The following is a 25,597-nucleotide window of genomic DNA, read 5'->3' on the forward strand; positions in this document are numbered from 1 at the left end:
CTACTCCTCTGGCGCCTCAATCACCGGCACGTCCGTAAAGGGTTCGATACCGAAGGACGGATATATCTCTGTCGGGAAGTAGGCGACGCCGTCTTTCATGACCATCCGGATCGTCTTGATCGCCTTCAGGTCTTCAACAGGGTTGCCCTGAATGAGGAAGAAGTCGGCGAGCTTGCCCTCTTCGATTGAACCGACCTCATCGCCCATTCCAAGATAATCAGCGGCATCCTGTGTGGAGCGCCGCAGGATCTCGCCCGGCGTAAATCCGATGGTCTGGTAAAGCTCAAGCTCACGGTGAAGCGTGAGCGCGCCGCCGAGATCGGTCCCGAAGAGGATCAGGATACCGCGATCCTTCATCATCTGCAGAGTCTCGGTGATTTGATCGAAGGCACCGGCATAGGCGGCGTCGTCTTCGGGCGTTTCAATGTTCGACCAGGCCTGACGGGCACTGCGCTGTACGCCGACTGGCATGTTGTCGATATAGTCCACCATGCCCGGGTTGAGTTCGCCATTGCGTGACAGCAGCAGGGATTCGTGGATCGCGAAGGTCGGATCGATTGCAACATCGTTCTCCACCATCAGGTCCAGAGTGTGCTGAACCGCGTCGGATGAGAGATCGAGCTTCGGCAGGCGCTGCAGGGCTGTCAGGCGCAGCAGGGTTCGCGTGTCCTCGTCTGCATCAAGCACCCATCCCAGCATCACCTGGTTGATGTGGGTCAGCTCATCATATCCGGCTTGGATCATCGTGTCGGCGCGAGAGAAAGCCGGAACGTGTCCGGCGACGCGCAGACCGCATTCGTGCGCCAGGTCCACCATTTCGGGCACCCATTCGCCCTTCATGGAATTGTAGATCTTGATCTGGTTGAAGACGCCCATCTCACAGGATTTGCGGACGGCGTCATTTGCCTCCTCCTGGCTGGTGACGATCATGCCATTGTTCGAGTTGTATGGGCTTTTGCCCTCGATGAAGCTCGAGCGGACAATGCGTGGCCCCGCGAGCGTGCCGGCTTCGATCTTCTCGATCAGGTCCCCGAGGACGTCATTGTCATTGCCCATGTCGCGCACGAAAGTGACGCCGGCCGCCAGGTTCTGCATGGCTGCGTCCTGTCCCATATGACCATGCATGTCCGACAGGCCCGGCACCAGCGTGCCGCCCGCGCCATCAATGACATACTCGCCAGCGGCCGATGCGCCAGCCGCATCGATCGACACGATCCGCTCACCGTCCACGAGCACCGACGCGGGGGGTGTGAGGTCCATGGTGTTAGGATCGAAGATGCGGACATTTGTAATGCGGACGGGCGCATCGAATGAATGAGCCGTGTCCGCCTGCAATTGCTCAAACCGGGCCGTTGAATACTCGACGGCCTTTTCGCGCAAGCGGACGTCTTCGCTCTCATAGCCTTCCTTCACGATCAGGAATTCCGGGGAGATCAGCGCGAACAGATCATCCTGATCATCGAGCAGAAAGTAGGTCGGATCGAGTTCCGGCCCGATCAGCGCATAGGATGTCACCGTCTCCTCTTCAGGTCCACTGACAGGGAAGTCCTCGAGCTTTTGAAGGGACAGGGAGCCACCGGGCAATGCTGGTAGCGACTGGTCAGGGTCAGCAAGCAATGCATCGGAATACACAGCGAGAGAATAGGGCGTACCGGACTGGGCGATGTACATTGAAGGTTCGGTGATTTCAGCAGACCCATCGCCTGTCGAGTCTGTCCAGCTGGCCGACGAGCCGTCGAGCGTGAAGGTCTCATTGATCGCATTTCCGAACGTTGAGTTGCCTTTGACCGTCCACGAAACCGGAATACCGTTCTCACCAATCTCGACAGTTTCCAGCATGGTCGGACCGCGTCCATTATTGCGGTATTCGTAGTCGACACTGATCGTGTCATCGGCTTCGGTGACGACCATGTCGCCAATCTTCGTGCCGCTGACGAGGATCGTATAAACCATGTCCGAAGGCGTGGCCGCTTCAGGCGCAATGGCGGGAGCCGTTTCGGAGTCGGTCGGCGAACTGCTGCATGCCGCCAAAGCGAGAATGCCAAGGCTGGCGGTGAGTGTCTTTTTCATTGTCGTTTTCCTCATGCTGGCCGCACGCTTTTCGGTGCTCTGACTCAGTGCTGGCTGGCAACAAAGCACTCTCCTGCTCGGAAGGCGAGAGGTTGGGATTGAAACTTTTCAGTTCGGTCGATTTGTCATGTATTGTTCCTGGGTCAGTGAAACTGGCCGGACTGACAAGCTTGCATTGCAAGGGGACGCGACATGAAACGAATTGACGGTAAAAGTTCTGTTCTGCTGGGAGCGGCGCTGCTGCTGGCCGCTTCCTGTGTGGTTGAAGGTGAAGATGCGCTGGCCGAAGACTGGCCGGGCATTGCCTCTCTGCAGTTTGCGCAAGGCCGGTCAATGATGCACGAATGCGGCGCTTCGGTCATTGCAGAGCGATGGGTCCTGACCGCAGCCCATTGCGTAGACGAGGCCCGGATCGAGCGAAGTGGCAAAGCGGCTCAATTCCGGCGGCGCGAAGACGGCATGATGCAGCGGCTCGGCCCCATGCGGGTTGCAATCGGGCGCACCGACCTTGCCGCCGACGAAGATGTCAAAACCTATGCGGTGACCGGCATTCACATCCATCCCGATTATGTCGCCGGAGAGTTCGAGCGTGGCAGTGACATTGCCCTGCTGCAGATCGAGGCAGGCTATAAAGGTCCATATATGCGTGTCGACGGGCTGGACTCTGGGCCGGTCGATCTGGTCGAGGGCTCGTACGGTTACGTTGCCGGCTATGGAAATACAGAGGAGATGGACGCTTCGGAAGGCAGCCTGAATGCGCGTGGGCGCGCTGTCTACGCGCCGAGCCTGAGACTTCAGCAAGCGGCGCTCCTGCTCATAGGTCCTGATGAATGCAAAGCCGCCCTCGATGATGTCATCGAACGACATGAGCTGGGGGGGATTTATGGTGATTACAGTATCGGTGAGACCACTGTGTGCGCGGGCGGTGGACAGACAGATTCCTGTTACGGTGATAGTGGCGGTCCGCTGGTGATGCGCGACGATTATGGCGAGCCGACCCAGATTGGTATTGTCAGCTGGGGGCTTGGTTGCGCCCGCGCCGGCAGCCCCGGTGTCTATACGCGGGCGGACCATTTTACGCCGTGGATCGAGCAAATAACGCAGCTGCAGTCGCCACCGGGCTAGACGTGCGGGAACATCGCTCCAGCTTCATCGCTATTGCCCTAGCGATGCCCAGGAGTCCCCATGCGCCAGATGTCCCCCATTCTCATAGTTTCGATTGCGGCGCTTTGCGTCGGTTGCGCAGGCAAGGCCGATGCGCCTGTCTCGATTGGTTACGGCGCGTCACCCGTGCTGCCGAAGCCGGAAAACAAGCTGATCCCGACGGTAAAGGTCGCCGATGCGACGGGCTGGCCGGCCGGCGAGATGCCGATTGCCGCTGACGGGCTGGAGGTACAGGCCTTCGCAAGCGGGCTCGACCATCCGCGCTGGCTCCACGTTCTGCCGAATGGCGATGTGCTGGTCGCAGAAACCAATGCGCCGCCACGGCCAGAGAATGGCGGGGGTATTCGAGGCTTCTTCATGAAACAGGCGATGGAGAAAGCCGGTGCCGCCGTGCCGAGCGCCAACAGGATCACGCTACTGCGCGACACCGACAGCGACGGCGTGGCCGATGAAAGCCATGCCTTTCTCACCGATCTCAATTCGCCCTTCGGCATGCAGCTTGTCGGCGACACGCTCTATGTGGCCAACACAGATGCGATTGTCGGTTTTCCCTATGAGGAGGGTGCAACAAGTATTAGCGCGCTCGGCGAAACGCTGACGGAACTGCCGGCCGGCGAGATCAATCATCACTGGACGAAAAACATCCTCGCCTCTGAAGACGGCACGAAACTTTATGCGACCGTGGGCTCCAATTCGAACGTGGCCGAGAACGGCATCGACGCCGAAGAGGGCCGCGCCGCGATCTGGGAAGTCGATATCGAAACCGGCGAGAAACGCCTCTTTGCAACGGGCCTGCGCAATCCCAATGGCATGGACTGGAATCCCTCATCCGGCATGCTCTGGACCGCCGTCAATGAACGCGACGAACTCGGCGACAATCTGGTGCCTGACTATATGACCTCGGTTCAGGATGGCGCCTTCTATGGCTGGCCGTGGAGCTATTATGGTGACACCGTCGACACGCGGGTCAAGCCGGCCAGGCCGGACATGGTCGCCAAGGCGATCGCGCCTGACTATGGGCTCGGCAGCCACACGGCCTCTCTCGGTCTCGAATTTTCCGAAGAGACAGATCTCGGCGCTGACTACGCCTCAGGCGCCTTTATCGGCCAGCACGGCTCCTGGAACCGGAAACCCCGAAGCGGCTACAAGGTCGTCTTCGTCCCGTTTGACGGCGCCCAGCCCTCGGGCCAGCCGCAGGACGTGCTGACCGGCTTCCTCGATGGCAACAAGGCACGCGGCCGTCCGGTCGATGTCGCGACCGCAAAAGATGGCGCGCTTCTGGTGACCGATGATGTCGGCAACACCGTCTGGCGGATCAGCAAAGCGGACTAGGGCAGGGCGACGTACTTGTAAAAAATATTTGACAGTCAAAAATTTTTGACTATCTATCGTGTCAGATATTTTTGACACGGAGAGAAGACACGTCATGTCATTCCACGAGAAATCGTCCTGGGCGATGGCCGCCGTCATGCTGGCTGGCCTCATCTACTATTTCAGCCTGGTTGACCGCATGTCGAAGGGCATGGAGACGCTCGCGCCGCCCGTCCTGCCGGTCGTGGTGACCTATGTGGTCGTCATCGTCATCCTGTCGATTGCGAGCCATATCCTGATCGCCATCTCCAAACCGTCCGAAGCCGACGACACGATGGATGAGCGCGACAAGCTGATCGCCGCCCGCGCCGGAAACATCGCTGGCGTGCTGCTCGGGCTCGGCGTGCTGGGCGGGCTGGGCGCCTACCTCTTCACCTATGATGGCAACCTCATGTTCCACACTGTCTTCGGCGCGATGATGATCGCCCAGATCGCCGAATATGGCGCGCGGATCGTCTACTACCGCGGCGGCTTCTGAGCCGACCTGAACCCATGTCTGCCTCAAACACGGAGACTTCCATGCCTTACTGGGAACGCAATACCATCATCCTGGGGCTCGGCAGCCTGATCGGTGGTACCTACTATCTCGTCATGGTGCTCATCCAGTCGATGGCCATTGGCGCCGTCGCACCGCCCAGCCTGTTCACCTTCATCAGCTACCTCGTCCTTCAGATCGCGATTTCGGCGATTGGCGTGTCGGTTTCGACCGCTCGAGCCTCAAAAGGCGGAGAACTCGCGGGCCTGCCCGGCGGCATGGATGAACGCGATACTCTGGTGAAAACGAAATCCGAAGCCGGGTATGGCCACCTGGTCTCGGCCGTGATGTTCCTCGCCCTCGCCGCCTGGTTCATTCACCAGAATGCAAACCTGCTGTTTCACAGCGTTGTAGTGGGTCTTGTCTTCGGCGAACTCGGCCGCGCGGTTATTCAACTCGTCAATTACCGCCGAGGCGTCTGACAATGGCCAAACGCCCCCCGATCACCAATCGCGTGAAGGAACTGCGCGAAGCTCATGACGGCATGAGCCAGGCCGCACTCGCCAAGGCGATCGGCGTCACTCGCCAGACCGTCATCGCGATAGAGCAGGGGCGCTATTCGCCCTCGCTTGAAAGCGCCTTCCGGATATCGCGCGTGTTCGGCGTCGGTCTCGAAGATGTCTTTGGTTGGACGGAAGACTGAACAGCCGCATCGGAGCCTTGGCGTCAGCGACGCGTTGATCAGTCAGGAACAAACGTCCCCCTGATCAGAAGGATCGCTCATGACCCGCCCAATTCTCCACCTCACTACCGCCGCGCTCGCTCTTGGTATCGCCGCGCCCGCCGCTTTGGCGTCCGTCGCCCCGGAGGATGTGAATTCGGCCAGTTATGAGGGCGGCGCGCTGCCGGATGGTCAGAGCGCCATCACTGCGAAAGTGCAGGTCATGCTCGATCGGGCTGGCGTCTCGCCAGGCGTAATTGACGGCTACACGGGTGAGAATGTCGACAATGCCATTCGCGATTTTGAAGAGATGAATGGCTTTGAGATCGACGGCGTCATGGACGAGAAAGTCTGGGAAGCGCTCGGCGAGGCTGACACGCTCACCACGACTTACACGATCACCGAAGAAGACCTCGCCGGCCTGATGCCGGACCTGACCCATGATTATGGCGATTTCGCCAAACGCGACCGGCTTGGCTTCCGGACTATCGAGGAACTGGTCGCAGAGGCCTACCACATGGACCGCGACCTTCTCATCGACATGAACCCGGACGCCGACTGGTCAGCCGGGTCGGAGGTGGCGGTGCTCGATCCGGGGGCCGCTCTTGAAGGCAAGGTCGCGAAGATCACCGCTGACAAGTCCAGGGCGCAGCTCCTCGCCTATGACGCTGATGACAAGCTTATCGCCAGCTATCCGGCAACGATCGGTTCCAGCGACACGCCGAGCCCGGAAGGCAGCTACAAGGTGACCGCAATCGCGATTAATCCGACCTATTCCTACAATCCGGAAAAGAACTTCCAGCAGGGCGATAATGCAGAGGCGATGACGCTTCCGCCCGGCCCGAACGGCCCCGTCGGTACGGTCTGGATCGATCTGGAAAAGGACACGTTCGGCCTCCACGGCACCGAAGATCCGCACCTTGTTGGCAAGGAACAGTCACATGGCTGTATCCGCCTGACGAACTGGGACGCGACTGAACTTGCCGGGATGGTCGATGAGGGCGTCGAAGTGACATTTAGCGATTAGGAACCATTGCCCCGGTTTCAGTCGCCAGCCTTGCGGAAACCTGCTAGGTTCACATCGTCATGCAAGAGGATATCCACGAGCTGGTCGAGCGGGTTTACGCCGCGCGCCGGGACGCAAGCCCCGACGAAGCTCACGCTCTTGCCAGAGATGCACTCGAATATGCGCGCGGCGCGAATGATCCGGAACTGCTCGTCCGCGCCCTGATGGCCAAGGGACAGTGCTATCGCGACGAAGGCCGGTTCGAGGACGCTGAAAAGCTCTATGTCGAAGCAACCAATATTTGCCGGCGCGAGCGTGTCTCGCCGCTGGTGACAGCGCATGTCATACGTCATCTTGGCGATGTCACCGCCGAGCTTGGCCGGTTCGGCCTCGCCCAGACCCATTATGAGGAAGCGCTCGATCTATATCGCGAGATTGACGATCTGCCGCCTGCGACGCTGGCGAATGCGATCCGGCCGCTCGCCCGCCTTCTGGATATTCTCGACCACCGCGCCGAAGCTGTCGACCACTGGCGCGAAGCGCTTGATCTCTATGAGGAAGCGAATGTCCGCGCTGGCGTCGAGGAATGTACGCGGCGTCTCAACGGCGCAGCTTAGGGCGGGAGCCGCCTAGAAAGGCACGTTCGGATCGTCCTCGCCGGTCCCACCAAGTGCCAGGCCCGCAAAGTCAAACACGCGCGGGTCATGCAGGTGGCTCGGGCGCACGGTGGCCAGCGCATGTGCCATGACCTGCCGCACGCCCGGCTTCTTGCGCTCCCACTCATCCAGCATCTGCTTCATCGCAACGCGCTGGAGCCCATCCTGAGAGCCGCAGAGATTGCACGGGATGATCGGGAAGTTCATCGCCTCGGCAAACTTCGCCAGGTCGTCCTCGGCGCAGGTGATCAGCGGCCGCAGCACGAACATGTCGCCGGCATCATTGAGCAGCTTTGGCGGCATCGCCGCCATCCGCCCGCCATGCACAAGGTTCATCATGAAGGTCTCAAGCGCATCGTCGCGGTGATGGCCGAGCACGATCGCCTCACAGCCTTGCTCGCGCGCGATACGGTAGAGGATCCCCCGGCGCAGACGCGAACACATCGAGCAGAAAGTCCGCCCCTCCGGCACCTTCTCCGTCACGATGGAATAGGTGTCCTCGGTCTCGATCCGATATTTCACGCCGACCTTGTCGAGCCATTCCGGCAGGACATGTTTCGGAAAACCCGGCTGGCCCTGATCGAGATTGCAGGCGATCAGCTCGACCGGCAGCGCGCCCTGCCATTGCAGGTCCAGCAGTGCGGCGAGCAGGCCATAAGAGTCCTTGCCACCTGACAGGCAGACCAGCCATTTCGGCTTGTCGGCGCGCGCTCGGTCGACCATGCCGAAATCGTCAATCGCCTGCAGCGCATTGCGCACGATCCGCTTGCGCAGCTTCTTGAAGGTCACGCTCTTGGGCACATCAGCAAAGAGCGGCGGGACCATGCCCGTCATCATATCGTCAGCCATGACGGCCTTCTGCCATGCCTTGCCCCTCTGACGCCAGAGGCGGTGGCACCCGCCAGACGAGCGCGCCAAATGCGATCAGCGCGAACATCCAGCTCGGAGATCCCAGGAAGGACGCAATAAGCGCGACCAGCGCCATGACCGGCAAGGCGACCTGCCGGTTGCCCAGGGAATGGTACCGATCCCGAACGAACCAGAGTGACAGGAAGTAGACCGCCAAAGGTCCGCCCATCCACCAGGCAACATAGTCCTGTGTGGTGTGGCTATGATGAGTCGCCAAGTCGAGCTCGGCCGCAATGCCAGCGCCAATGGCGGCGATCGACCCAAAAACGAGGAGGTGGCCATAGCCCCAGCTAAATGCCGTTGCAAAGTCGCTCGACACCAGATGGTCGCCTTTGCAGAAATAGAGGCTGAACAGGCAGAAGACGAGCACGAGTGCAGCGACCGCCGTGATCACGGGACCGATGGCGGCGTGTTCTCCGTAAAGCGCGCCAAAGCCGAGACTGATTGCCAGCACGACTTCACCGAGCGAGATGATGGTCAGCAGGCCATAGCGCTCGATCATGTGATGGCGGTGGAATGGTGTTTGTCTTGCCCGCTCGGCGAAGAGTGGCACTGCAAATTCAACAAGAAAAATGGCGATGCCCGCGGCGTAGAATAAAGGACTTCCGGGCACAGTCAGGACGTAGAAGGCGATCCAGAGCAATTGTGCGAACATCACCCCGAAGCCATATCTGAGACAGGTCTTGCGATAGGCCATGTTTCCGGCGGCCCGGAACCAGAGCACGGCCATGGCAACACGCATGACGGTCCAGCCAAGAATACCCCAGCTAAAATCGCCGGTCTCGAACATATAGGCCGCACCGCCTGCGAATAGAACTTCGCCACCCATCAGCACCATGACAAGCGTGCGATAGAACGGCCCGTCATTGTCGAAGGCAGACGCAAACCAGGTAAAGTTCATCCAGGCCCACCAGATGCCGATAAAGAGAAAGGCGAAGATGGGGAGCTTTTCGACACCATGCCCTTCGCTGATCGCGTGATGCAGGCCAGCAGTGATCGCAGCAATCGCCACGACGCTAATCAGGTCAAAGAAAAGCTCAAGAGGCGTTGCGGCCCTGTGCGGCACATCAGGATCGCGCGCCGGAAGCGGCAGGAGCGAGAAATAGCGCTGGAGCATCAAATGTCCCCCTTCAACACGGGAGAACTCTCACCGAAGCGGTCGCAGCGCGCAAGCCTCCACTTATTCGCGTTTGCGGACAGGGTGTATTGTGCCTCTACTCGTACTCCACCGTCATTTCGATGCGGCGGTTGCGTAGTTCGGCGACCTCGTCGTCTGTTTCAACGGCAGGCTCGGTGTCGCCGCGCCCTTCAGCGAGGATGAAGTCTGGCTCGATGCCTGTCTCATTCACGATGTAGGCCTTGAGGGCGTCCGCCCAGGCCTTGGTTCTGGCCTGGTTCTCTTCAGGCGTGCCGACCGTGTCTGTATGGGCGCGGATCGTGATGATGGAGACGTCGCCGCGTGTGAGCGCTGGCATGAATTGCGGGGCGAAGGCTTCGGGGTCGAAATTGTCCCGGTCCTCGATATAGAGCGTCACATCAAGCGGTGGCAGGAGTCCAGGTTCCGGCGCGCTGCGCGGGGTTGTCTCTGTCTGTGTCTCTGGCGGCGGCGGTGGAGCCATCTCACGCGCTGGCTTAAAGCGGTCACCTTCGGGGGCCTCTCGCACATCGGTCAGCGGGAAGGCATCCCGGAAGAGTGAGCATTCTTCATAGCCTGGTGCGACGGCCGCATTAACGCGGTAATATTCGTCGCCATCTTCCAGCGCGCCGAAACGAAGCCGTTCGAGCGCGCGCTCTTCCGGCGCGGCCTCTGCCATTGCACAGAGCATGTCGCCGAGGATGAAGGGATTGTCTGAATAGTAATTGTGCCCGAGGCCGAACAGCTCGGTTGCAACCCCCGTCGCATCGACCGTTTCATAGAACTCATTGCGCCGGATATAGGGCTTGTTTCCGTCCGTATCGCCGAGACGGAGCTTCTTGTTGACGATCTCGGAGACATGCAGCGCGCGGTCTGCATCGGACGTATAGATGGTCACATTGGCCTTCAGATTGTCGAGAACGCCGGTCACCTGGTCGAATATCTCGCGGTCGACATCGGCTGCGACGAGGATGATCCGGAACTCGATATCGTCTTCGCCGTGCCGCTCCAGATAGTCGGCGGCATAGTCTTCCAGCGCCTTTGTCAGGATGCGGTTGCCCATGGAGTGGGCGACGATGTTGATCCGGTCGATGTCAGCGTTCTCAATGATGAGATCGAGAAATTCCTCCAGGTATGGAGCGGCAGCCAGTGAGCGATCCTGGTCCCCGCGATAGTCGCCCAGCGAAACCTTGCCAGCGGATGGCCAGCTGAAAAGAATGGGCACGCCGACGTCGAACAGGTCACGGCGGGAGAGGTCCACAGACAATTGCGCTGAGCGGATGAGCGCGTCTTCAAATGGTGTGTTGAAGCCGTGCACGAACAGCAGGGCCGAGTAGGAATTGTTCGCGATCAAGGCGTCATCGAGCTCGGCAAGGAACCGCTCCCGGCCCGCCTTGGTAATCCGTGTCAGGAAGACGTATTTGACCAGTTCATTCTGCTCTTCAGGGACTTCGCCCTGCAGGAATGGCGTCTCACCGCGCTCACGGCTGCCACCTTCCTCGACAAGTTTCGGGAGCCAGACATCGGCTCGGCCGATGAGGAGTTCTCCAGCGTCTTCGCTTTTGACCCCTGTGGTATCAATTTCGCTGTCAGCGGCCGGCGCGGAGCCATCAAACTCAATCTTGCGATTGGTGCCGTAAAAAACGCGAACGCAATCGACGGCCTCTTCGGTCTGTGGTGTCAGCAGGTCGCGACAGTCATTGCCGAAATCAGGATGAAAAAGCGTCGTTTTCGGCTGAAGCAGAAGCAGCGTTGTGCCGATGCCGCCCCCAATCAGAACAAGCGCAAGTAGGATAAATAAGGCCCGGCGCATTTATCGTCCCCTCGACTGACAAATCCGGCGCTTAGACATCACAGGGATGTCGCGAATTCAAGCTGGATTGACCGCCAGTGTTTCAGGAGCGACCAGATCAGGCTTGCACGCCGGCCTGTTCGAGCGCGAATTCCCTGATCGACTTGTAATCGGCCTTTCCGTTTGGCGCGCGCCCAAGGTCTGGCTTGAAGAAGATGCGCTTGGGCGCTTTGTATCGGGCAAGCTGGGTCTGCACGAAGCCGCGCAGCGTATCTTCATCGACCTGCGCGCCATCGTTCAGTTCGACCACGGCGGTGACCGCTGATCCCCATTTGTCGTCCGGAAGCCCGACGACCAGCGCATCGCGAACGGTTTCATGGTTTTTCAGGGCCTCTTCGACTTCTTCAGGATATATCTTTTCTCCGCCTGAATTGATGCAATTCGACCCCCGCCCGAGCAGAGTGATCGTGCCGTCGGTCTCCACCGTGCACCAGTCTCCCGGCACGGCATAGCGAACGCCTTCAACCTCCCAGAACGTCTTCGCTGACTTCTCCGGGTCCTTGTAATAGCCAAGAGGAACGGCCCCGCCTCGTGCGATAAGGCCGGCTTCACCTGATCCGGCTTTCACCTCGCGGCGATCCTCGGTGAACACTTTGCATTTGTCGCCGATCTGGAACTTGGCCGTCTGTTGAACGCCTTCAGCCGTGGTCACCGACATGCCGAAACCAACCGCTTCAGAAGCCCCGAAGCTATCCATCAGTGCGACCTGGGGCATGTGTTTGATAAGGCCACGCTTGACCTCCATTGACCACATCACGCCAGAGCTGGTGATGGTCTGCACCGAGGAGAGATTGTACTTCCCAGGATGGGCGTCGAGCACTTTCAGCATCGGTTTGGCAAAGGCATCACCAACAATCGCCATGGCCGTCACGCCGCGCCGGTCGACGGTTTCCCAGAGTTCGACTGGATCAAATTTCTTCGTATTTTCGAGGGTCACGATACAGCCGCCGGCAATCATCGAGCCCATGGCGGTGAAGAGACCCGTGCCGTGCATCAGAGGACAGGCAGGCAGCTGGCGTGAAAGCTTGCCGGCCTCCTGCGTCCAGGCGATGTGCTGCTCCATGCTTTCTGGCGCGAAGCCGTAGACTTTCACCATCGCTTCGCGAGAGCTTTCGCGCCAGATACGGTGGCTCCACATGACGCCCTTGGGCATTCCGGTCGTGCCGCCGGTGTACAGGAACAGCTGGTCATCATCGGACCGTTCGATATCGAGGGCTGAGCCATCACCGTCTGAGGCGATGTCCTCATATGCGATGGCGAAGTCTGGTGTGTCTGAACCGTCACCGCCAATCTCTACCCAGGCCTTTACCTTGGGCAGCTTGGCGCGCACGCGCTCGACATTCTCTCGAAACTCGCGATCAAAGAAAACGACAGCGGAATCTGAATTGTCGAAGATGTAGGTCAGCTCATCATCAAGATAGCGATAGTTCACATTGACGTGCGTGAACCGGGCTTTGAAGCAGGCCGCGAGCGCTTCCATGTATTCGGGCTGATTGCGCAGATAGAACCCGGCCTTGTCTCCGGTTTCGATCCCGTGGGCGCGAAGGTGGCGCGCGACATTGTTCGACCGGCTCGTCATCTCTGGCCATGAAATCACCCGGTCGCCATGGATGAGGGCCGGATCGTCTGGACCGAGCTCGCGACCGACCGCGTCGAGCATGTCTCCGAGATTGAAGATGCTGTCGCCCATGATGAGCTGCCTCCCTGGTGGCTATTTTTATTTTCCAGCAAGATAAGCAGAAAAGAGGGGCACCGGGGAGGGCTGACGTAGCGTTGGCTAGCCGATGTGAGGTTTGCCCCACCAGAAGCGGTTCCAGAAGCGCTTGCGGCGCCAGGCTTTTTCGAGGCCGCGATGATTTGGGGCGTCTAGCTGTCCGCGCGGAATCAGCATGTCGTTCATGACAGGTTGGTAGCGCCGGATCAGATCTTCCTCGATGCGCGCGCGGGCGCGAGCATTCGGCACTTTCAAGATGTGGCGCTCGGTGGCGCCGCGGTTCCACCAGGCTTCCGCCCAGCGCTCGTGGCCAATGAGGCGACTTTTCAGGTTGGTTGCCTTGCCGATGTAGAGCGGGTCCAGAAAGAACACGAAGCGACGGCGTACAAATACGTAAATGCCCGCACCGTCAGGAATGCCCTTGTCGGTGAGGGTGACGTTGAATTTGTATTTGCGCCCGGTTTCTCCAAACCAGGGATGAGCACCAAACACGATCATGTGCCTGCCTCCTCCGAACTTTTGCGGAGACTCCTGCCGGAATGGTTAATGGCAGGTTAACAGATTGGGGCGCTGGGGAGGTTGTTTGGTCGTCAGAGTTGGACAGGCTCGCACCTGCCTCTTGAGTGAGCGATCCAGCGATTTGGAATGTCCTGACCCCGATTGGAAGGTTTCTACGCCTAGTTAGATGGGGACATAACAGCCCCAGCAAAGGGGAGCTATTCGATGAAACTATCCAGAATTACAGCCGCCATTGCGGTGTCGCTGTCAGTTGCATTGCCGGCGATTGCGGAAGACGAGGGCGCCATACCGCCCGCCCGCGCTGGCGAGATGGCGGATTTCTCAAAGGCGGAAAAAATGGCCTATGTGGCAGGCGTCATTCAGGCTCTGGCCTATCTGACGGCAACGACGTCAGAGGATTATAATAAGGCGGCGTGCATCGCCGGTCAGGAAAAACTGGCTTACCGGACGCTAAGTGATGCGTCGCCGGATGACCTGGTAGCGCTGGAAATTGAGTTGGCGATCATGGAGACCTGTGACGCCGGATCATCAAATGGAACCGGGACGTTGCTGGGCGCTGGCGATGTCGACGAGTGGTTCGGATCGAGCACGCCACAACTGGAACGCGCACTGTTTGTCTATGGCTTGTCGGACACGGTTTTCTTCAGGGTTTTCAGCCGTGTCGAAGATTCGGTCGCCGAATGTGTTCATGAGTTAAGCCAGGTCGCGATGTCACCTGACAATGATTTTTCGCGCCAGTTTGAAAGTGAGCCTTCTGAGCCGCTGGTTGCCGATCTGATTGACCGACCCGTCGGCGCTTGCCTCGAATAAGGTGCCAGGCTCAGGCTGCTGCTTCCAGCGCTTTTCGAACGGGCGCGAACGTCATGCGATGGCATTTGCAGGGGCCGAGTTCCTGTAGCGCCGAGGAGTGCGCCGCCGTGCCATATCCCTTGTGCTTGCGGAAACCGTAGCCCGGAAAACGGTTGGACAGATCGACCATGGCGCGGTCACGCGCGACCTTTGCCAAGATGGAAGCTGCCGAAATCGCAGGCTCGGTCAGATCCCCTTTCACAATCGCGTTGGCCGGACAGGGAAGGGGCTGTGGAAGTGAGTTTCCATCCACAAGAATCTTGTCAGGAACGATCCCCATAATGGCGATGGCCCGTTTCATGGCGAGAAACGTCGCCTCTCGAATGTTGAGCTTGTCGATCTCATCCGGGCTCGCCCAGCCAATACCAAAGGTGATCGCCTTGGCCTTGATTTCCGGGTAGAGAGCCTCGCGACGCGCTTCCGTCAGTTTCTTGGAATCTGTCAGCCCATCAATGGGTTGTGCCGGGTCCAGAATGACCGCACCAGCTGTCACCGGCCCCGCCCAGGGACCGCGTCCGGCCTCGTCAACGCCGCAGATCATTCCTATCTTGGTCATAACGATACCAATCCATCATGATTCCGGGAGCCTTAACCATGAGCGACGCATATTGCATTCAGATTAACGAGCTGGGCGGACCCGAAGTCTTAACCAAGGTTTCGATGGCGCCGAGAGAGCCGGGACCTGGCGAAGCGCTGGTCCGCCAGTCCGCAATTGGCCTCAATTTCATCGATACGTATTTTCGCACGGGGCTATATCCGGTGAAGCTGCCCTTCACCCCGGGCCAGGAGGCGGCCGGCACGGTCGAGGCCGTCGGGGAGGGTGTTGAAAACGTGCAGCCTGGCGACCGCGTCGCCTATATGGGCACCGGCACCTATGCGACGCATTTCACGGGCCCTGCCGCGCGCATGATCAAGCTACCGGAAGGGATATCCGAAGACGATGCGGCCGCCACCTTGCTGAAGGGGCTCACTGCCTGGATGCTTCTTTTCGAAATCCGCCGCGCCGCCCCGGGCGACACCGCACTCGTCTGGGCGCCATCGGGCGGGGTTGGATCGCTGTTGGTACCCTGGGCGACATCCATGGGTGTGCGCGTGCTTGCCGTCACATCGACCGAGGACAAGGCGGAGCTGGCTCGCAAGGCTGGCGCCGATGAGGTCATCTTTTCACATGAAGATGTGGCCGGTCGTGTGCGAGCGCTAACAGGCGGAAAAGGCGTTGACGTTTCATATGACGGCGTTGGCAAGGCGTCCGCCGAGGCCTCCCTCGACAGCCTGAAGCCGCGCGGCTGGTGGATGACTTACGGAAATGCGTCTGGCGCGGTGGAACCACTCGCTCCCGGGGAGCTAAACCGTCGCGGCTCGCTCGTCATGACGCGTCCCGGCCTGTATCATTTCACCTCCAATGATGATGATTGGCGGCGAGGCGCTTCGGCGCTGCTCGGCGCATTGAAGACAGGAACCATCAAGGCGCAGATCGGCCAGGATTTTCCGCTGGAGAAGGCGGCTGACGCCCATCGCGCGCTGGAAAATCGTCGTACGACAGGGTCAACACTGCTGAGGCCCTAATTTGGCATCTCTTCGGCTGAAGCAGCGCTGTCCGGCTGAAGCTCAAGGAGGAGCGCCGGATCGATGTAAAAATCGCCGTCGCGATCGTCGCTTGCGGTGTTTCGCCATTTGACCGCCCAGTGAAGGTGCGGGCCGGTGGTCCTGCCCGTGTTGCCTGAAAGGCCCAGCTGGTTGCCCGTGCCGACGAAATCGCCCGCTTTCACCTCGACTTTGGACATATGCATGAAAACCGACACCAGGCCGCCGCCATGATCAAGGAACACAGCGCCGCCCTCATAGTATAGGTCGGGATCGCCAAGGATGACGACGCCGCTCGCGGGCGCGACAATTGGTGTGCCGGTCGGGATGGCCATATCATAGCCGCGGTGAACGGACGTGCTTTCGCATTCCTTCCCGTCGGCCCCGACGCCAATATATTTGCGGGTCGGTCCAAAAGGCGACGACGTCGGACCGGAAGCGGGTTTGACAAAGCCTTGGGAGGCGGCCGGCCCACGGTTGAATGTCTCGAAGGCTGCCTGTTTCTTTACCCAGCTGTCAGCGGCATGCTGCTTCTGTTCTTCGGTGCGGGCATCGACCTTGTCGCAATCGAGACCGCGAATGACCCGATAGTCGTCATTGCGCGGAGCTATCGACATATTCAGGGGGGCTGCGCCGGGGCTTTTGGGGGTCAGGACAAGGTCAGGCGCTTCGTCCTGCGCGAGGCCGATGACAACCTGGCCGTCAGCATCTGTCTTTACAGTGCGCACGTTTTCGCCGCCCGCCGTCGACACGTCGATTTCTGTTTCGGCCGGGCCCGAACACACCAACAGGCCGCTCTGTTTGGCAATTCCGCCGCATGACAGTTCAGCGGCCGCCGGCGCCGCGGGAATGAGAAACAGCAGACCGGGAAAAATCAGGTCGCGAAGAAAGAGCATTGGCTGCCGATTATTTCTCGACCATGCGGGACGCAGCCGCCTCGGCATCGACATAGGCTTCCTGGCGATCAACGCTCCAGTACCGGAGCGCCTGCAATGGAATTTTTCGTCCTGTGACCGCGCAGGTGACATAGTCGCCGGGTTCGATGACCTCGAGGTCGGCATCGAGATAGCGCAGGCGCGCTTCACCAGCAGGTTTTCCAGTTCGTGTCAGCATGTCCCTATAATGATACGTTTGAGCGTCCGGTGAAAGGGCTCTTTCTCGCGCGGCTGCTTCTTTTAAGGGGCCGGTTCATCTTCAAGCGGCTCCGGCCTGTCCGGATTGGGCGTCCGGAAGATCAGGTCCAGACTGCGCATATAAGTGAGCGGCCAGTCTCCGGTACGGGCATGCTGGCGGGTCCTGAGGACAAGCTCTACGGGCACGTCGGGATGGGAGAACAGGAAGTCCTCATTGATATCGCCAGCGGAGAGATCTGCTTCTTCGGGCGGGGTTGCCGTCCAGCGCGCCATGGCGGGGCAAGCGGCAATCTGTTCAGCCAGTTCAGTTCGCCGGTCACGCATATCTTCGAGGTATTCGGCCTCGCCATTTGCCATGTCGAGCTGGCAGGTCACCTGATTATACACACTGTCCGCGGTCAGGTCCGAAGCGGCCGGGATGACAATGGTGCAGTAGTCTGCGCCAAGTGCCTTGAAGGCATCGCCCGTCTGGTGCTTGCCGATTGGCGCGCCATCGAGCGTTGACGGCGACAGGGTCGCAAAGCGGGACGCAACAACGCCCGCGCGAATGATGGGGCCGATTTCCAGGCAAACCGGATCGACCGGCGGCGCTTCCACAACTCGCGTGGTTGTCGGATAGGACGGGCTGGTCGGCGGGGCGGATTGAACCGTCGGCGCGAAGGGAAGAGTCGTTGGTGGCGGCTCATCGGCTGCCGACGCCTGCTCTGTGGTCGAATCCTGGGCGACTGCTTGCAGCGCAAACAGCGACGCGGCGCAGATTGCTATCCAGAGTGCGCGATTTTGCAACATGACATTCCCTGAAACCACGACCAATGAACAGGAGTCTAGGCGTGTCCGACCCTTGCTGGCAAGCGTCTCAGACATGACGAAAGTTTTTGTTTTGTTCTTGAGAACATATGTGGTACAGAGTTCTCTCTAGATGAAACGCCGGCCTTGCAATGCAGGGCTAGATATGGACCTAAGGAGACGACTCATGGCCAAACCCGCATTGCAACTCGTGGACAAGGAATCCGGCGTGGATAAGCAGAAAGCACTTGAAACAGCCCTCTCGAACATCGAGCGCTCTTTTGGCAAGGGCTCGGTCATGCGGCTGGGCGACAAGCAGACCATGGACATCGAGGCGGTCTCGACCGGTTCGCTTGGCCTTGATATTGCGCTCGGAATTGGCGGCCTGCCCAAAGGCCGGATTATCGAAATCTATGGCCCGGAGAGTTCCGGCAAGACCACGCTCTCGCTCCATTCTGTGGCGGAAGCCCAGAAAAATGGCGGTGTCTGCGCCTTTGTCGACGCGGAACATGCGCTCGATCCGGTCTACGCATCCAAGCTTGGCGTCGATCTCGATGATCTCCTCGTTTCCCAGCCGGACACAGGCGAACAAGCCCTTGAAATCGCCGATACGCTGGTGAGGTCCGGTGCTGTGGATCTGCTGGTTATCGACTCGGTTGCGGCTTTGACCCCGCGCGCTGAAATCGAAGGTGAGATGGGCGATAGCCTCCCGGGGCTTCAGGCTCGCCTGATGAGCCAGGCGCTGCGCAAGCTGACGGGTTCGATCTCGAAATCGAAGTGCATGGTCATCTTCATCAACCAGATCCGTATGAAGATTGGTGTGATGTTTGGTAGCCCGGAAACCACGACGGGCGGTAATGCGCTAAAATTCTACGCGTCCGTCCGTCTTGATATTCGCCGTATTGGCGCGATCAAGGACCGTGACGAAGTGATTGGCAACCAGACGCGCGTGAAGGTCGTCAAGAACAAGGTCGCCCCACCGTTCCGCCAGGTGGAATTCGACATTATCTACGGCGAAGGCATTTCCAAGACGGGTGAACTGATTGACCTCGGTGTGAAATGCGAAGTTATCGACAAGGCGGGGTCCTGGTATTCCTATAAGGAAGACCGGATCGGGCAGGGCCGTGAGAAAACCCGGCAATTCCTTAAGGAAAATCCTGAAATCGCCGATGAGATCGAGAACGAAATCCGCAAGCGCTCTGGCCTGCTTTCTGATGTTATGCTGTCCGAAGACAATGCCGAGTCTGATGATGCCGGTGATGCAGATGCGGCCGAGGCAGGCTGAGACATTTCCGTCGCACTGTAATTGAATAGGACTTGCGGCGCGCCTGACGCTTGGCGCGCCGCAAGTGACTCTTTATATCCGCTACTTCGATGCTGGTGCAGGCGACTGCCTGCATGACAGCTAATGGATTACGGGGCCAGGATACCAAAGATGACAAGCGTCAACGAACTTCGCGAGACTTTTCTCTCCTATTTCGAGAGACAGGGACACACCCGCAAGGCATCCGCGCCGCTTGTGCCGGATAATGATCCGACCCTGCTTTTCGTCAATGCGGGCATGGTTCCGTTCAAGAATATCTTCACCGGCGCCGAGACCCCCTTTGCCCCGCGCGCGACGACATCGCAAAAGTGCGTTCGCGCCGGCGGAAAGCACAATGACCTCGATAATGTCGGCTACACGGCGCGCCATCACACCTTCTTTGAAATGCTCGGCAACTTTTCGTTCGGCGACTATTTCAAGGATGATGCGATCGCATTCGGTTGGGAGCTGGTGACGAAAGAGCTCGGACTGTCCAAGGACCGGCTGTTGGTGACTGTCTATTCCGAAGATGAAGAAGCGGCGGCGCTCTGGAAGAAGGTTGCCGGTCTGCCGGATGACCGGATCATTCGCATCGCGACCAGCGATAATTTCTGGTCGATGGGCGATACCGGTCCTTGTGGCCCTTGCTCGGAAATCTTCTTCGACCATGGCGACAAAATTCCAGGCGGCCCTCCAGGGTCACCGGATGAAGACGGCGACCGGTTCATCGAAATCTGGAACCTCGTCTTCATGCAGTTTGAGCAGCAAGCGAACGGCGAGCGCACAAACCTGCCCAAGCCGTCCATCGACACCGGTATGGGTCTTGAACGTATGGCTGCCGTCCTGCAGGGCGTTCACAACAATTACGAGATCGATCTATTTCAGAAGCTGATTGCCGCCGAAGAAGACATCTACAACGCGAAAGCAACTGGTGATCAATTGGCTTCGTTCCGCGTTATCGCGGACCATCTTCGCACTTCGGCCTTTCTGATTGCCGATGGCGTAACGCCATCCAATGAAGGCCGCGGATACGTGCTTCGCCGGATCATGCGCCGCGCCATGCGTCACGGCCATCTCCTGGGCGCGCGCGAACCGGCAATGTATAAACTTGTCGGTGCGCTCTCCGAAGAGATGGGCGAAGCCTATCCGGAACTCGTTCGCGCCAAGCCCGCAATCGAAGCCGCGCTCGAGCAGGAAGAAGCCCGTTTCCAGCGGACCCTGGGCCGCGGCCTTGCCCTGCTGGATGAGGCGACGGAAGGCCTAGCGGACGATGGCGAATTGCCTGGCGAAACGGCTTTCCGGCTCTATGACACCTTTGGTTTCCCACTCGATCTGACGCAGGATATTCTGCGCGGCCGGGGGATGAGCGTGGACACGCAAGGCTTTGATAATGCCATGGACTTGCAGAAAAAGGCGGCCCGCGAGGCTTGGGCAGGCTCCGGTGATGCCGGATCTGACGCGATCTGGTTCCGCGTGCGAGACAAGGTCGGCCCGACCGAATTTCTCGGTTATCAGGGCGTCGACGCAGGCGGTGCATTGAAAGCCATCGTTGCGGGCGGCGCGATGACCGACACGTTTGAGGGCGGCGACTGCGAACTCGTCTTTGACCAGACGCCCTTCTATGCCGAGAGTGGCGGCCAGGCGGGCGACCATGGCGAAATCCATTTTGAAAGTGGTGCCCGTTTCATTGTGCGCGATGTTCAGAAGCGCGCCGGCGACGTGCATGTCCATATCGGCGAGCTGACCGATGGGGCCATCACGATTGGTGACCCTGCGAAACTGGTGGCCAGCTATGAGCGCCGCCAGCGTATTCGCGCCAACCATTCGGCCACACATCTGCTTCATGCCGCGCTGCGCAGCGTGCTTGGGCCACACGTCACGCAAAAAGGCTCGCTTGTCGAGGAAGATCGGCTTCGCTTCGATTTCTCTCACGGCGCCCCGCTGACCCCTGCTGAAATTGAAGCCGTTGAAGACCAGGTGAACGCCGTCATTCGCCAGAATGACGAAGCGAAAATTCGCGTTATGGCGCCGGACAAGGCCATTGAGGCTGGCGCGCTTGCTCTCTTCGGAGAAAAGTATGGCGACGAAGTCCGGGTCCTTTCCATGGGGCAGTCGCTTGATTCAGATGAGCGCCCTTATTCTGTCGAGTTGTGCGGGGGGACACACGTTGCCCGCACAGGCGATATCGCCGCATTCGTGATCACGTCAGAAGGCGGCGTTTCTGCAGGTGTGCGGCGGATCGAGGCGGCAACTGGTGCTGAGGCGATTTCATTCCTAAAGGGCCGCGCTCAGGTTGCGCTGGACCTCGCGGACCAGCTCAAGGTGCCGCTGAAAGATGTTGGCCGCAAGGTCGCATCGCTCAGCGAGGAACGCCGCAATCTGGAGCGCGAGCTTGCCGATGCCAAGCGAAAGCTCGCTATGGGCGGCGGTGGTTCATCGGCGCCAGCCGGGCCGGAAGAGATCGGTGGCTACAAGCTGATTGCCCGCGTCGCAGACGGTGTTGGCGGACGGGATCTCCGCGGCCTCGTCGATGAAGCGAAGTCGAAGCTTGGGTCAGGCATCGCGGTGTTCGTTGGCGTGAACGAGGGCAAGGCTGCCGTGGCAGTCGGCGTGACCGATGACCTGACAGGCAAGGTGTCCGCAGTTGAACTCGTCCGCGTTGCGGCGGCGGAAGTTGGCGGCAAGGGCGGCGGCGGCCGGCCAGACATGGCCCAGGCAGGCGGCCCGGATGGCGACAAGGCCGAAGCGGCGCTGGAGGCTGTCCGCAAGGCGCTTGCTGGCTAGGCTTCTGCCGGAAAAAGCGGTTCGCTGTCGCCGGTTTTCCATTGTGCGAACTTCGGCATGATCGATTTGAAACGGTCACTCTCGAGGTGCCCGTTCAGCCAGCGTTGCAAGGATGGATAAGGCTGAGCGTCGAACCAGGCTCTGTCCGTATTCGCGAACTGGCGAATGAACGGCATGATGGCGAGATCTGCGAGCGATATGCGGTCTCCAAAGAGCTGCGCCATGGTTTCAAGCCGCGTGTCCAGCGTCTGAAGAAAGGCTTCGGCCGCCTCCCTGTGATCTTCGGCAACGGCGCCGTCATAGCGATCAGGATACTTGTACCGGTCGAGATGGTGCTTGAACGGGCCGTCACAGGCAGAAATCAGCGCCGTCATGTCGGCCAGTGATCCGCTTTCAGGCGCTAACAAGCCTTCCGGGTCTGCCTCATCCAGGACGTGGCTCATCACATCGAGGCTCTCTTCAATGACCTGTCCGGACGTCAACTGCAGAACGGGCACTGTGCCTTTTGGCGAAATCTCCAGCATTTCCGGCGGCTTGTCGCGCAGCACCACCTCGCGCAGCCGGCACTTGAAACCAGCCGACTGAATGGCGAGGCGTGCCCGCATGGCGTAGGGACATCGGCGGAATGAATAGAGGATCGGCAGGCTCATTACCCTGCTGTTTTCGCCTTTGCGCGCCCAAGATGCAATTCACCGCGTTGTTTCGCGAGCGCAATCTGTCGCTGGCGTTCACTGAACCGGGCGCGTTGGTCATCGGTGAGTTTGTCATGGCAGGAGGGACAGGAGAGCCCTTCGACAAAGCGTGCATCCTGTCGCTCTTCTTCGCTGACCGGGGTCTTGCAGGCATAGCAGAGATAGAAGGTGCCGAGTTCGAGGCCGTGCCCGACCGAAACGCGATCGTCAAAAACAAAGCACTCACCTTGCCATTTGCTTTCAGCCTGAGGCACCGTTTCGAGGTATTTGAGGATGCCGCCCTTTAGGTGGAAGACCTCGTCGATGCCTTCGGATTTGACGAAGCTCGTCGCTTTCTCGCAGCGTATGCCGCCCGTGCAGAACATGGCGATTCTTGGTTTGCGGCCCTTTGCTTCAAGGTCAGCGCGGAACTGGCGGAACCAGTCCGGGAATTCGCGAAAGGCGCGCGTTTCGGGGTCGACCGCGCCTTCGAAGGTGCCGATTGCGTATTCATAGTCATTGCGGGTGTCGATGATGACCGTGTCTGGATCAGTGATCAGATCGTTCCAGCTTTCTGGCTCAACATAAGTCCCCACCAGCTTGTTTGGGTCTGTGCCAGGAACGCCCATTGTCACGATTTCCCGCTTCAGCCGTACTTTCAGGCGCAGGAAGGGCATTTCATCGGCATGGCTTTCCTTATGCTCAAAGTCCGCGCAACCGGGCAAGGCGCGCAGGGTCGCCATGGCATCGTCCAGCGCGTCACCCTCTGCGGCGATCGTGCCGTTAATACCTTCGCTGGCGATGAGAACGGTCCCCATCGCACCGACGTTAGACAGGGCAGTACGCACAGTCTCGCGAATCGCTTCGATGTCGTCGAACGGCGTGAATTTGTAGAAGGCTGAAACGCGAATAGACATGGCAACGGCTTATGCCAGAGGTCTGCTCATGATTCCAGATTGGGCCGCAGGTGCGGCTGGTCATGCCCGAACGTCATTCGCATATTTCCAAACGCACCGACTCCCTGCTATTGGGGCGCTATGAAGAGCGCAGTGATTGTATTTCCCGGGTCCAATTGCGACCGCGACGCCCAGACCGCACTGACGGACATTACGGGTTCGGCGCCAGACATGATCTGGCACAAGGATGGCGACCTGCCTGAAAACGTGGACCTGGTCATGGTGCCCGGTGGTTTTTCCTATGGTGACTATCTGCGCTGCGGTGCGATGGCCGCGAACTCGCCGATCATCGCTGCGCTGAAGCGACATGCTGATCGCGGCGGATATGTTCTCGGTGTCTGCAATGGCTTTCAGGTGCTGACCGAGACACAGCTCTTGCCTGGTGCGCTCATTCGCAATTCTGGTCTGGAATTCGTCTGCAAGCCGCAGGGCCTGCAGGTCGAGAATAGCAATTCGCCGTTCACCAGCGCCTATGCCGGAAAATCTGAAATCTCGATTCCCATCGCTCACCATGACGGCAATTATGTCGCCGATGAAGAGACGCTGGACAGGCTGGAAGGCGAGGGGCGCGTTGCATTCCGCTATGCCGGCAATCCAAACGGATCAGCGCGCGACATTGCCGGTGTCCTGTCAGAGAATGGTCGCGTGCTGGGTCTGATGCCACATCCCGAACGCGCGATTGGCGGGCATGAAGGCGGAACCGATGGCCGTGCGATGTTCGAAAGCCTGATGGGCGCGCTTTAGCTTCAAGCCTGCGAGCGGCGGTCAATGAAGCCGTTGGCGGTATTGGCAAGCTGGCTCGATTCCCCGCGAGACGCTTTTCGTCGTTCGGGCGTGACCCGAAGCGCGAAGAAATAGTCGCCCTCAAACCCGGTCGGCACCCAGTGCTTTTCAAGCTGCTCGACGCCTTTTGTGAAGCGCCCATGAGCGCAGTCATATTTGTGCTGACGATAGAATCTGACGCCGGTTTGATTGAAACAAAGCGCTTCAAACCGGTCCGCGAAGGGCAAGCGTAGCCGGGCGAGGCCGTGCTGGCGGGCGATGTATTTCGCGGCTCGTATCAATGGCGGAATGACACGAACACCGTCACGCCCCGGCAGGACTTCAAGGTCGGAAATATATAGCTCTGCAGGCTCATAAGCGTTCGGCTTGGTGATGACGACCTGCATCAGGCACTCGATGTGATCGCCGTCCAACAGGCCCAGCAGCGCTGAGCGGCCCGGGGCGTCCGGGTCGCGGTGCTGATAAGAGAAAACTTCCGGGCTTCGAACAGGCGCGGCTGGTCTGGCCCGTGAGAGACGTTCATCGAATGCTGAGATGCGACTGGCGTCGGCCTGGATGTGAGGGTCGAGGTAGACCACATGATCGGGCATATGCTTCAGGCGTGATATGGCCCTGGCGCTGCCGGAGTATTTCTCCGATTCCGATAGACGTGCATACATTTTTTCATCGCGCGCCAATCTGGAAAGCGCTGTTCCCAGCGCCATGCTGACCGGCTTGACCGGCCACTCCAGCCGGGTTCGGCCACGATTGCCAAGCCAGGCCTTCAAGCCCACTTTTTTGTGAAACCGGCCTGCAATCTCATTATTGTTGAGCGTGTAAATCGCGGCAAAGTCTGTGTTGTTGAGCGCGCGTTTTGCCAGGGCGAAACCGGCGCCTTTGCCGTTTTTCGAAGATATGAACGTGTGTCCAGAAGCAGCGAAAATACGGCGGGCACCAAAGTGAAATCCCCGCGCCTGCGTGCCAAGCATCGCAACAATCTCGTCATCCTGTTCGGCAACATAGCCGACCGGAAGATCTGCCTGTTCAGGGTTTTCAAAAAGAGCCCAGTGCCAGCCTGCTTCGCTTCGTGCCGGAAATCCGGATTCGCGCGCCAGCTTCACAATGGCCGGAATGTCACCGGCAACAAGCTCCCTGCATTTGGCCATGTACGCTCCCT

General features: G+C 59.4%; 25 protein-coding genes. 12 read left to right on the plus strand and 13 right to left on the minus strand.

Annotated features, from left to right (window positions below):
- Positions 1–2,070 (minus strand): amidohydrolase family protein, encoded by a 2,070-nt coding sequence (locus WNY37_RS06475; RefSeq protein ID WP_342972646.1) that lies wholly within the window; start codon positions 2,068–2,070, stop codon positions 1–3.
- Positions 2,071–2,262: 192 nt separating this feature from the next.
- On the opposite strand from WNY37_RS06475, the gene WNY37_RS06480 reads away from it, so the two are divergent.
- The 7 genes from WNY37_RS06480 to WNY37_RS06510 all read left to right on the plus strand — a co-directional run bounded on the left by WNY37_RS06480 (position 2,263) and on the right by WNY37_RS06510 (position 7,424).
- The gene (locus tag WNY37_RS06480) at positions 2,263–3,195 is read left to right on the plus strand and encodes a serine protease (protein WP_342972647.1); all 933 of its coding nucleotides are present in this window, start codon (positions 2,263–2,265) and stop codon (positions 3,193–3,195) included.
- Positions 3,196–3,255: 60 nt separating this feature from the next.
- Positions 3,256–4,566, plus strand: a complete 1,311-nt coding sequence (locus WNY37_RS06485) for a sorbosone dehydrogenase family protein (protein ID WP_342972648.1) — start codon at positions 3,256–3,258, stop codon at positions 4,564–4,566.
- Positions 4,567–4,660: 94 nt separating this feature from the next.
- Entirely contained in the window at positions 4,661–5,083 is a 423-nt protein-coding gene (locus WNY37_RS06490) for a hypothetical protein (RefSeq protein ID WP_342972649.1), read from the plus strand.
- Between the two features lie 41 nt (positions 5,084–5,124).
- Entirely contained in the window at positions 5,125–5,562 is a 438-nt protein-coding gene (locus WNY37_RS06495; protein WP_342972650.1) for a hypothetical protein, read from the plus strand.
- Positions 5,563–5,564: 2 nt separating this feature from the next.
- Positions 5,565–5,783: a helix-turn-helix transcriptional regulator gene (locus WNY37_RS06500; RefSeq protein WP_342972651.1), complete on the plus strand. Its 219-nt coding sequence runs from the start codon at positions 5,565–5,567 to the stop codon at positions 5,781–5,783.
- 79 nt (positions 5,784–5,862) lie between these two features.
- On the plus strand, positions 5,863–6,828 hold the full coding sequence (locus WNY37_RS06505; protein ID WP_342972652.1) for a L,D-transpeptidase family protein: 966 nt from the start codon (positions 5,863–5,865) through the stop codon (positions 6,826–6,828).
- Positions 6,829–6,887: 59 nt separating this feature from the next.
- A complete protein-coding gene (locus WNY37_RS06510; protein ID WP_342972653.1) occupies positions 6,888–7,424 on the plus strand; it encodes a tetratricopeptide repeat protein in 537 nt (178 codons plus the stop codon).
- Positions 7,425–7,436: 12 nt separating this feature from the next.
- Here WNY37_RS06510 and ttcA read toward each other — a convergent pair whose 3' ends face one another.
- The 5 genes from ttcA to WNY37_RS06535 all read right to left on the minus strand — a co-directional run bounded on the left by ttcA (position 7,437) and on the right by WNY37_RS06535 (position 13,571).
- On the minus strand, positions 7,437–8,312 hold the full coding sequence (gene ttcA / locus WNY37_RS06515; RefSeq protein ID WP_342972654.1) for a tRNA 2-thiocytidine(32) synthetase TtcA: 876 nt from the start codon (positions 8,310–8,312) through the stop codon (positions 7,437–7,439).
- Positions 8,305–9,489: a low temperature requirement protein A gene (locus WNY37_RS06520; RefSeq protein WP_342972655.1), complete on the minus strand. Its 1,185-nt coding sequence runs from the start codon at positions 9,487–9,489 to the stop codon at positions 8,305–8,307. Before WNY37_RS06520 ends, ttcA begins: the two co-directional genes overlap by 8 nt.
- A 97-nt stretch (positions 9,490–9,586) precedes the next feature.
- Entirely contained in the window at positions 9,587–11,320 is a 1,734-nt protein-coding gene (locus tag WNY37_RS06525) for an alpha/beta hydrolase (protein WP_342972656.1), read from the minus strand.
- A 97-nt stretch (positions 11,321–11,417) separates the two neighbouring features.
- Positions 11,418–13,049, minus strand: coding sequence for an acyl-CoA synthetase (locus tag WNY37_RS06530; protein WP_342972657.1), 1,632 nt, complete (start codon positions 13,047–13,049; stop codon positions 11,418–11,420).
- An 87-nt stretch (positions 13,050–13,136) separates the two neighbouring features.
- The gene (locus WNY37_RS06535) at positions 13,137–13,571 is read right to left on the minus strand and encodes a GIY-YIG nuclease family protein (RefSeq protein WP_342972658.1); all 435 of its coding nucleotides are present in this window, start codon (positions 13,569–13,571) and stop codon (positions 13,137–13,139) included.
- 225 nt (positions 13,572–13,796) lie between these two features.
- On the opposite strand from WNY37_RS06535, the gene WNY37_RS06540 reads away from it, so the two are divergent.
- A complete protein-coding gene (locus WNY37_RS06540; protein ID WP_342972659.1) occupies positions 13,797–14,402 on the plus strand; it encodes a hypothetical protein in 606 nt (201 codons plus the stop codon).
- 10 nt (positions 14,403–14,412) lie between these two features.
- Here the strand turns inward: WNY37_RS06540 and rnhB are convergent, their stop codons facing one another.
- Positions 14,413–14,997, minus strand: a complete 585-nt coding sequence (rnhB, locus tag WNY37_RS06545; RefSeq protein ID WP_342972660.1) for a ribonuclease HII — start codon at positions 14,995–14,997, stop codon at positions 14,413–14,415.
- A gap of 38 nt (positions 14,998–15,035) precedes the next feature.
- Here rnhB and WNY37_RS06550 point away from each other — a divergent pair, with 38 nt between their 5' ends.
- Entirely contained in the window at positions 15,036–16,007 is a 972-nt protein-coding gene (locus WNY37_RS06550) for a quinone oxidoreductase (protein ID WP_342972661.1), read from the plus strand.
- On the opposite strand, the gene WNY37_RS06555 is transcribed toward WNY37_RS06550, so the two are convergent.
- The 3 genes from WNY37_RS06555 to WNY37_RS06565 form a co-directional block, all read right to left on the minus strand.
- On the minus strand, positions 16,004–16,921 hold the full coding sequence (locus WNY37_RS06555) for a M23 family metallopeptidase (RefSeq protein WP_342972662.1): 918 nt from the start codon (positions 16,919–16,921) through the stop codon (positions 16,004–16,006). The genes WNY37_RS06550 and WNY37_RS06555 overlap by 4 nt on opposite strands.
- Positions 16,922–16,931: 10 nt before the next feature.
- Positions 16,932–17,138 (minus strand): DUF2093 domain-containing protein, encoded by a 207-nt coding sequence (locus WNY37_RS06560; RefSeq protein WP_342972663.1) that lies wholly within the window; start codon positions 17,136–17,138, stop codon positions 16,932–16,934.
- 62 nt (positions 17,139–17,200) lie between these two features.
- The gene (locus WNY37_RS06565; RefSeq protein ID WP_342972664.1) at positions 17,201–17,947 is read right to left on the minus strand and encodes a hypothetical protein; all 747 of its coding nucleotides are present in this window, start codon (positions 17,945–17,947) and stop codon (positions 17,201–17,203) included.
- Positions 17,948–18,131: 184 nt separating this feature from the next.
- Here WNY37_RS06565 and recA point away from each other — a divergent pair, with 184 nt between their 5' ends.
- Both recA and alaS read left to right on the plus strand, forming a co-directional pair.
- Positions 18,132–19,229, plus strand: a complete 1,098-nt coding sequence (gene recA, locus WNY37_RS06570; RefSeq protein WP_342972665.1) for a recombinase RecA — start codon at positions 18,132–18,134, stop codon at positions 19,227–19,229.
- A gap of 150 nt (positions 19,230–19,379) precedes the next feature.
- Positions 19,380–22,031, plus strand: a complete 2,652-nt coding sequence (alaS, locus tag WNY37_RS06575; protein ID WP_342972666.1) for an alanine--tRNA ligase — start codon at positions 19,380–19,382, stop codon at positions 22,029–22,031.
- Here the strand turns inward: alaS and WNY37_RS06580 are convergent.
- A complete protein-coding gene (locus WNY37_RS06580; RefSeq protein ID WP_342972667.1) occupies positions 22,028–22,681 on the minus strand; it encodes a glutathione S-transferase in 654 nt (217 codons plus the stop codon). The two genes, alaS and WNY37_RS06580, sit on opposite strands and share 4 nt — an antisense overlap.
- Complete coding sequence (locus WNY37_RS06585) at positions 22,681–23,619, minus strand: rhodanese-related sulfurtransferase (RefSeq protein ID WP_342972668.1); 939 nt, start codon at positions 23,617–23,619, stop codon at positions 22,681–22,683. The genes WNY37_RS06580 and WNY37_RS06585 overlap by 1 nt, the downstream gene beginning before the upstream one ends.
- A gap of 120 nt (positions 23,620–23,739) precedes the next feature.
- Between WNY37_RS06585 and purQ the strand changes: the two genes are divergently transcribed.
- On the plus strand, positions 23,740–24,402 hold the full coding sequence (gene purQ / locus WNY37_RS06590; RefSeq protein WP_342972669.1) for a phosphoribosylformylglycinamidine synthase subunit PurQ: 663 nt from the start codon (positions 23,740–23,742) through the stop codon (positions 24,400–24,402).
- A gap of 2 nt (positions 24,403–24,404) precedes the next feature.
- On the opposite strand, the gene WNY37_RS06595 is transcribed toward purQ, so the two are convergent.
- Positions 24,405–25,586, minus strand: a complete 1,182-nt coding sequence (locus tag WNY37_RS06595) for a hypothetical protein (protein ID WP_342972670.1) — start codon at positions 25,584–25,586, stop codon at positions 24,405–24,407.
- Positions 25,587–25,597: the final 11 nt, after the last annotated feature.

The organism is Henriciella sp. AS95, from assembly GCF_038900055.1.
Classification (GTDB): Bacteria; Pseudomonadota; Alphaproteobacteria; order Caulobacterales; family Hyphomonadaceae; genus Henriciella.

Excerpts from the sequence above, each read along its gene's own strand:
- WNY37_RS06560 (WP_342972663.1), bottom strand. The coding sequence starts at position 17,138 with ATGCTGACACGAACTGGAAAACCTGCTGGTGAAGCGCGCCTGCGCTAT.
- WNY37_RS06495 (WP_342972650.1), top strand. The coding sequence starts at position 5,125 with ATGCCTTACTGGGAACGCAATACCATCATCCTGGGGCTCGGCAGCCTG.
- WNY37_RS06490 (WP_342972649.1), top strand. The coding sequence starts at position 4,661 with ATGTCATTCCACGAGAAATCGTCCTGGGCGATGGCCGCCGTCATGCTG.
- WNY37_RS06530 (WP_342972657.1), bottom strand. The coding sequence starts at position 13,049 with ATGGGCGACAGCATCTTCAATCTCGGAGACATGCTCGACGCGGTCGGT.
- WNY37_RS06500 (WP_342972651.1), top strand. The coding sequence starts at position 5,565 with ATGGCCAAACGCCCCCCGATCACCAATCGCGTGAAGGAACTGCGCGAA.
- WNY37_RS06585 (WP_342972668.1), bottom strand. The coding sequence starts at position 23,619 with ATGTCTATTCGCGTTTCAGCCTTCTACAAATTCACGCCGTTCGACGAC.
- WNY37_RS06480 (WP_342972647.1), top strand. The coding sequence starts at position 2,263 with ATGAAACGAATTGACGGTAAAAGTTCTGTTCTGCTGGGAGCGGCGCTG.
- WNY37_RS06580 (WP_342972667.1), bottom strand. The coding sequence starts at position 22,681 with ATGAGCCTGCCGATCCTCTATTCATTCCGCCGATGTCCCTACGCCATG.
- alaS (WP_342972666.1), top strand. The coding sequence starts at position 19,380 with ATGACAAGCGTCAACGAACTTCGCGAGACTTTTCTCTCCTATTTCGAG.
- WNY37_RS06540 (WP_342972659.1), top strand. The coding sequence starts at position 13,797 with ATGAAACTATCCAGAATTACAGCCGCCATTGCGGTGTCGCTGTCAGTT.
- WNY37_RS06595 (WP_342972670.1), bottom strand. The coding sequence starts at position 25,586 with ATGGCCAAATGCAGGGAGCTTGTTGCCGGTGACATTCCGGCCATTGTG.
- WNY37_RS06505 (WP_342972652.1), top strand. The coding sequence starts at position 5,863 with ATGACCCGCCCAATTCTCCACCTCACTACCGCCGCGCTCGCTCTTGGT.
- rnhB (WP_342972660.1), bottom strand. The coding sequence starts at position 14,997 with ATGACCAAGATAGGAATGATCTGCGGCGTTGACGAGGCCGGACGCGGT.
- ttcA (WP_342972654.1), bottom strand. The coding sequence starts at position 8,312 with ATGGCTGACGATATGATGACGGGCATGGTCCCGCCGCTCTTTGCTGAT.
- purQ (WP_342972669.1), top strand. The coding sequence starts at position 23,740 with ATGAAGAGCGCAGTGATTGTATTTCCCGGGTCCAATTGCGACCGCGAC.
- WNY37_RS06555 (WP_342972662.1), bottom strand. The coding sequence starts at position 16,921 with ATGCTCTTTCTTCGCGACCTGATTTTTCCCGGTCTGCTGTTTCTCATT.
- WNY37_RS06520 (WP_342972655.1), bottom strand. The coding sequence starts at position 9,489 with ATGCTCCAGCGCTATTTCTCGCTCCTGCCGCTTCCGGCGCGCGATCCT.
- recA (WP_342972665.1), top strand. The coding sequence starts at position 18,132 with ATGGCCAAACCCGCATTGCAACTCGTGGACAAGGAATCCGGCGTGGAT.
- WNY37_RS06510 (WP_342972653.1), top strand. The coding sequence starts at position 6,888 with ATGCAAGAGGATATCCACGAGCTGGTCGAGCGGGTTTACGCCGCGCGC.
- WNY37_RS06485 (WP_342972648.1), top strand. The coding sequence starts at position 3,256 with ATGCGCCAGATGTCCCCCATTCTCATAGTTTCGATTGCGGCGCTTTGC.
- WNY37_RS06550 (WP_342972661.1), top strand. The coding sequence starts at position 15,036 with ATGAGCGACGCATATTGCATTCAGATTAACGAGCTGGGCGGACCCGAA.
- WNY37_RS06535 (WP_342972658.1), bottom strand. The coding sequence starts at position 13,571 with ATGATCGTGTTTGGTGCTCATCCCTGGTTTGGAGAAACCGGGCGCAAA.
- WNY37_RS06565 (WP_342972664.1), bottom strand. The coding sequence starts at position 17,947 with ATGTTGCAAAATCGCGCACTCTGGATAGCAATCTGCGCCGCGTCGCTG.
- WNY37_RS06475 (WP_342972646.1), bottom strand. The coding sequence starts at position 2,070 with ATGAAAAAGACACTCACCGCCAGCCTTGGCATTCTCGCTTTGGCGGCA.
- WNY37_RS06525 (WP_342972656.1), bottom strand. The coding sequence starts at position 11,320 with ATGCGCCGGGCCTTATTTATCCTACTTGCGCTTGTTCTGATTGGGGGC.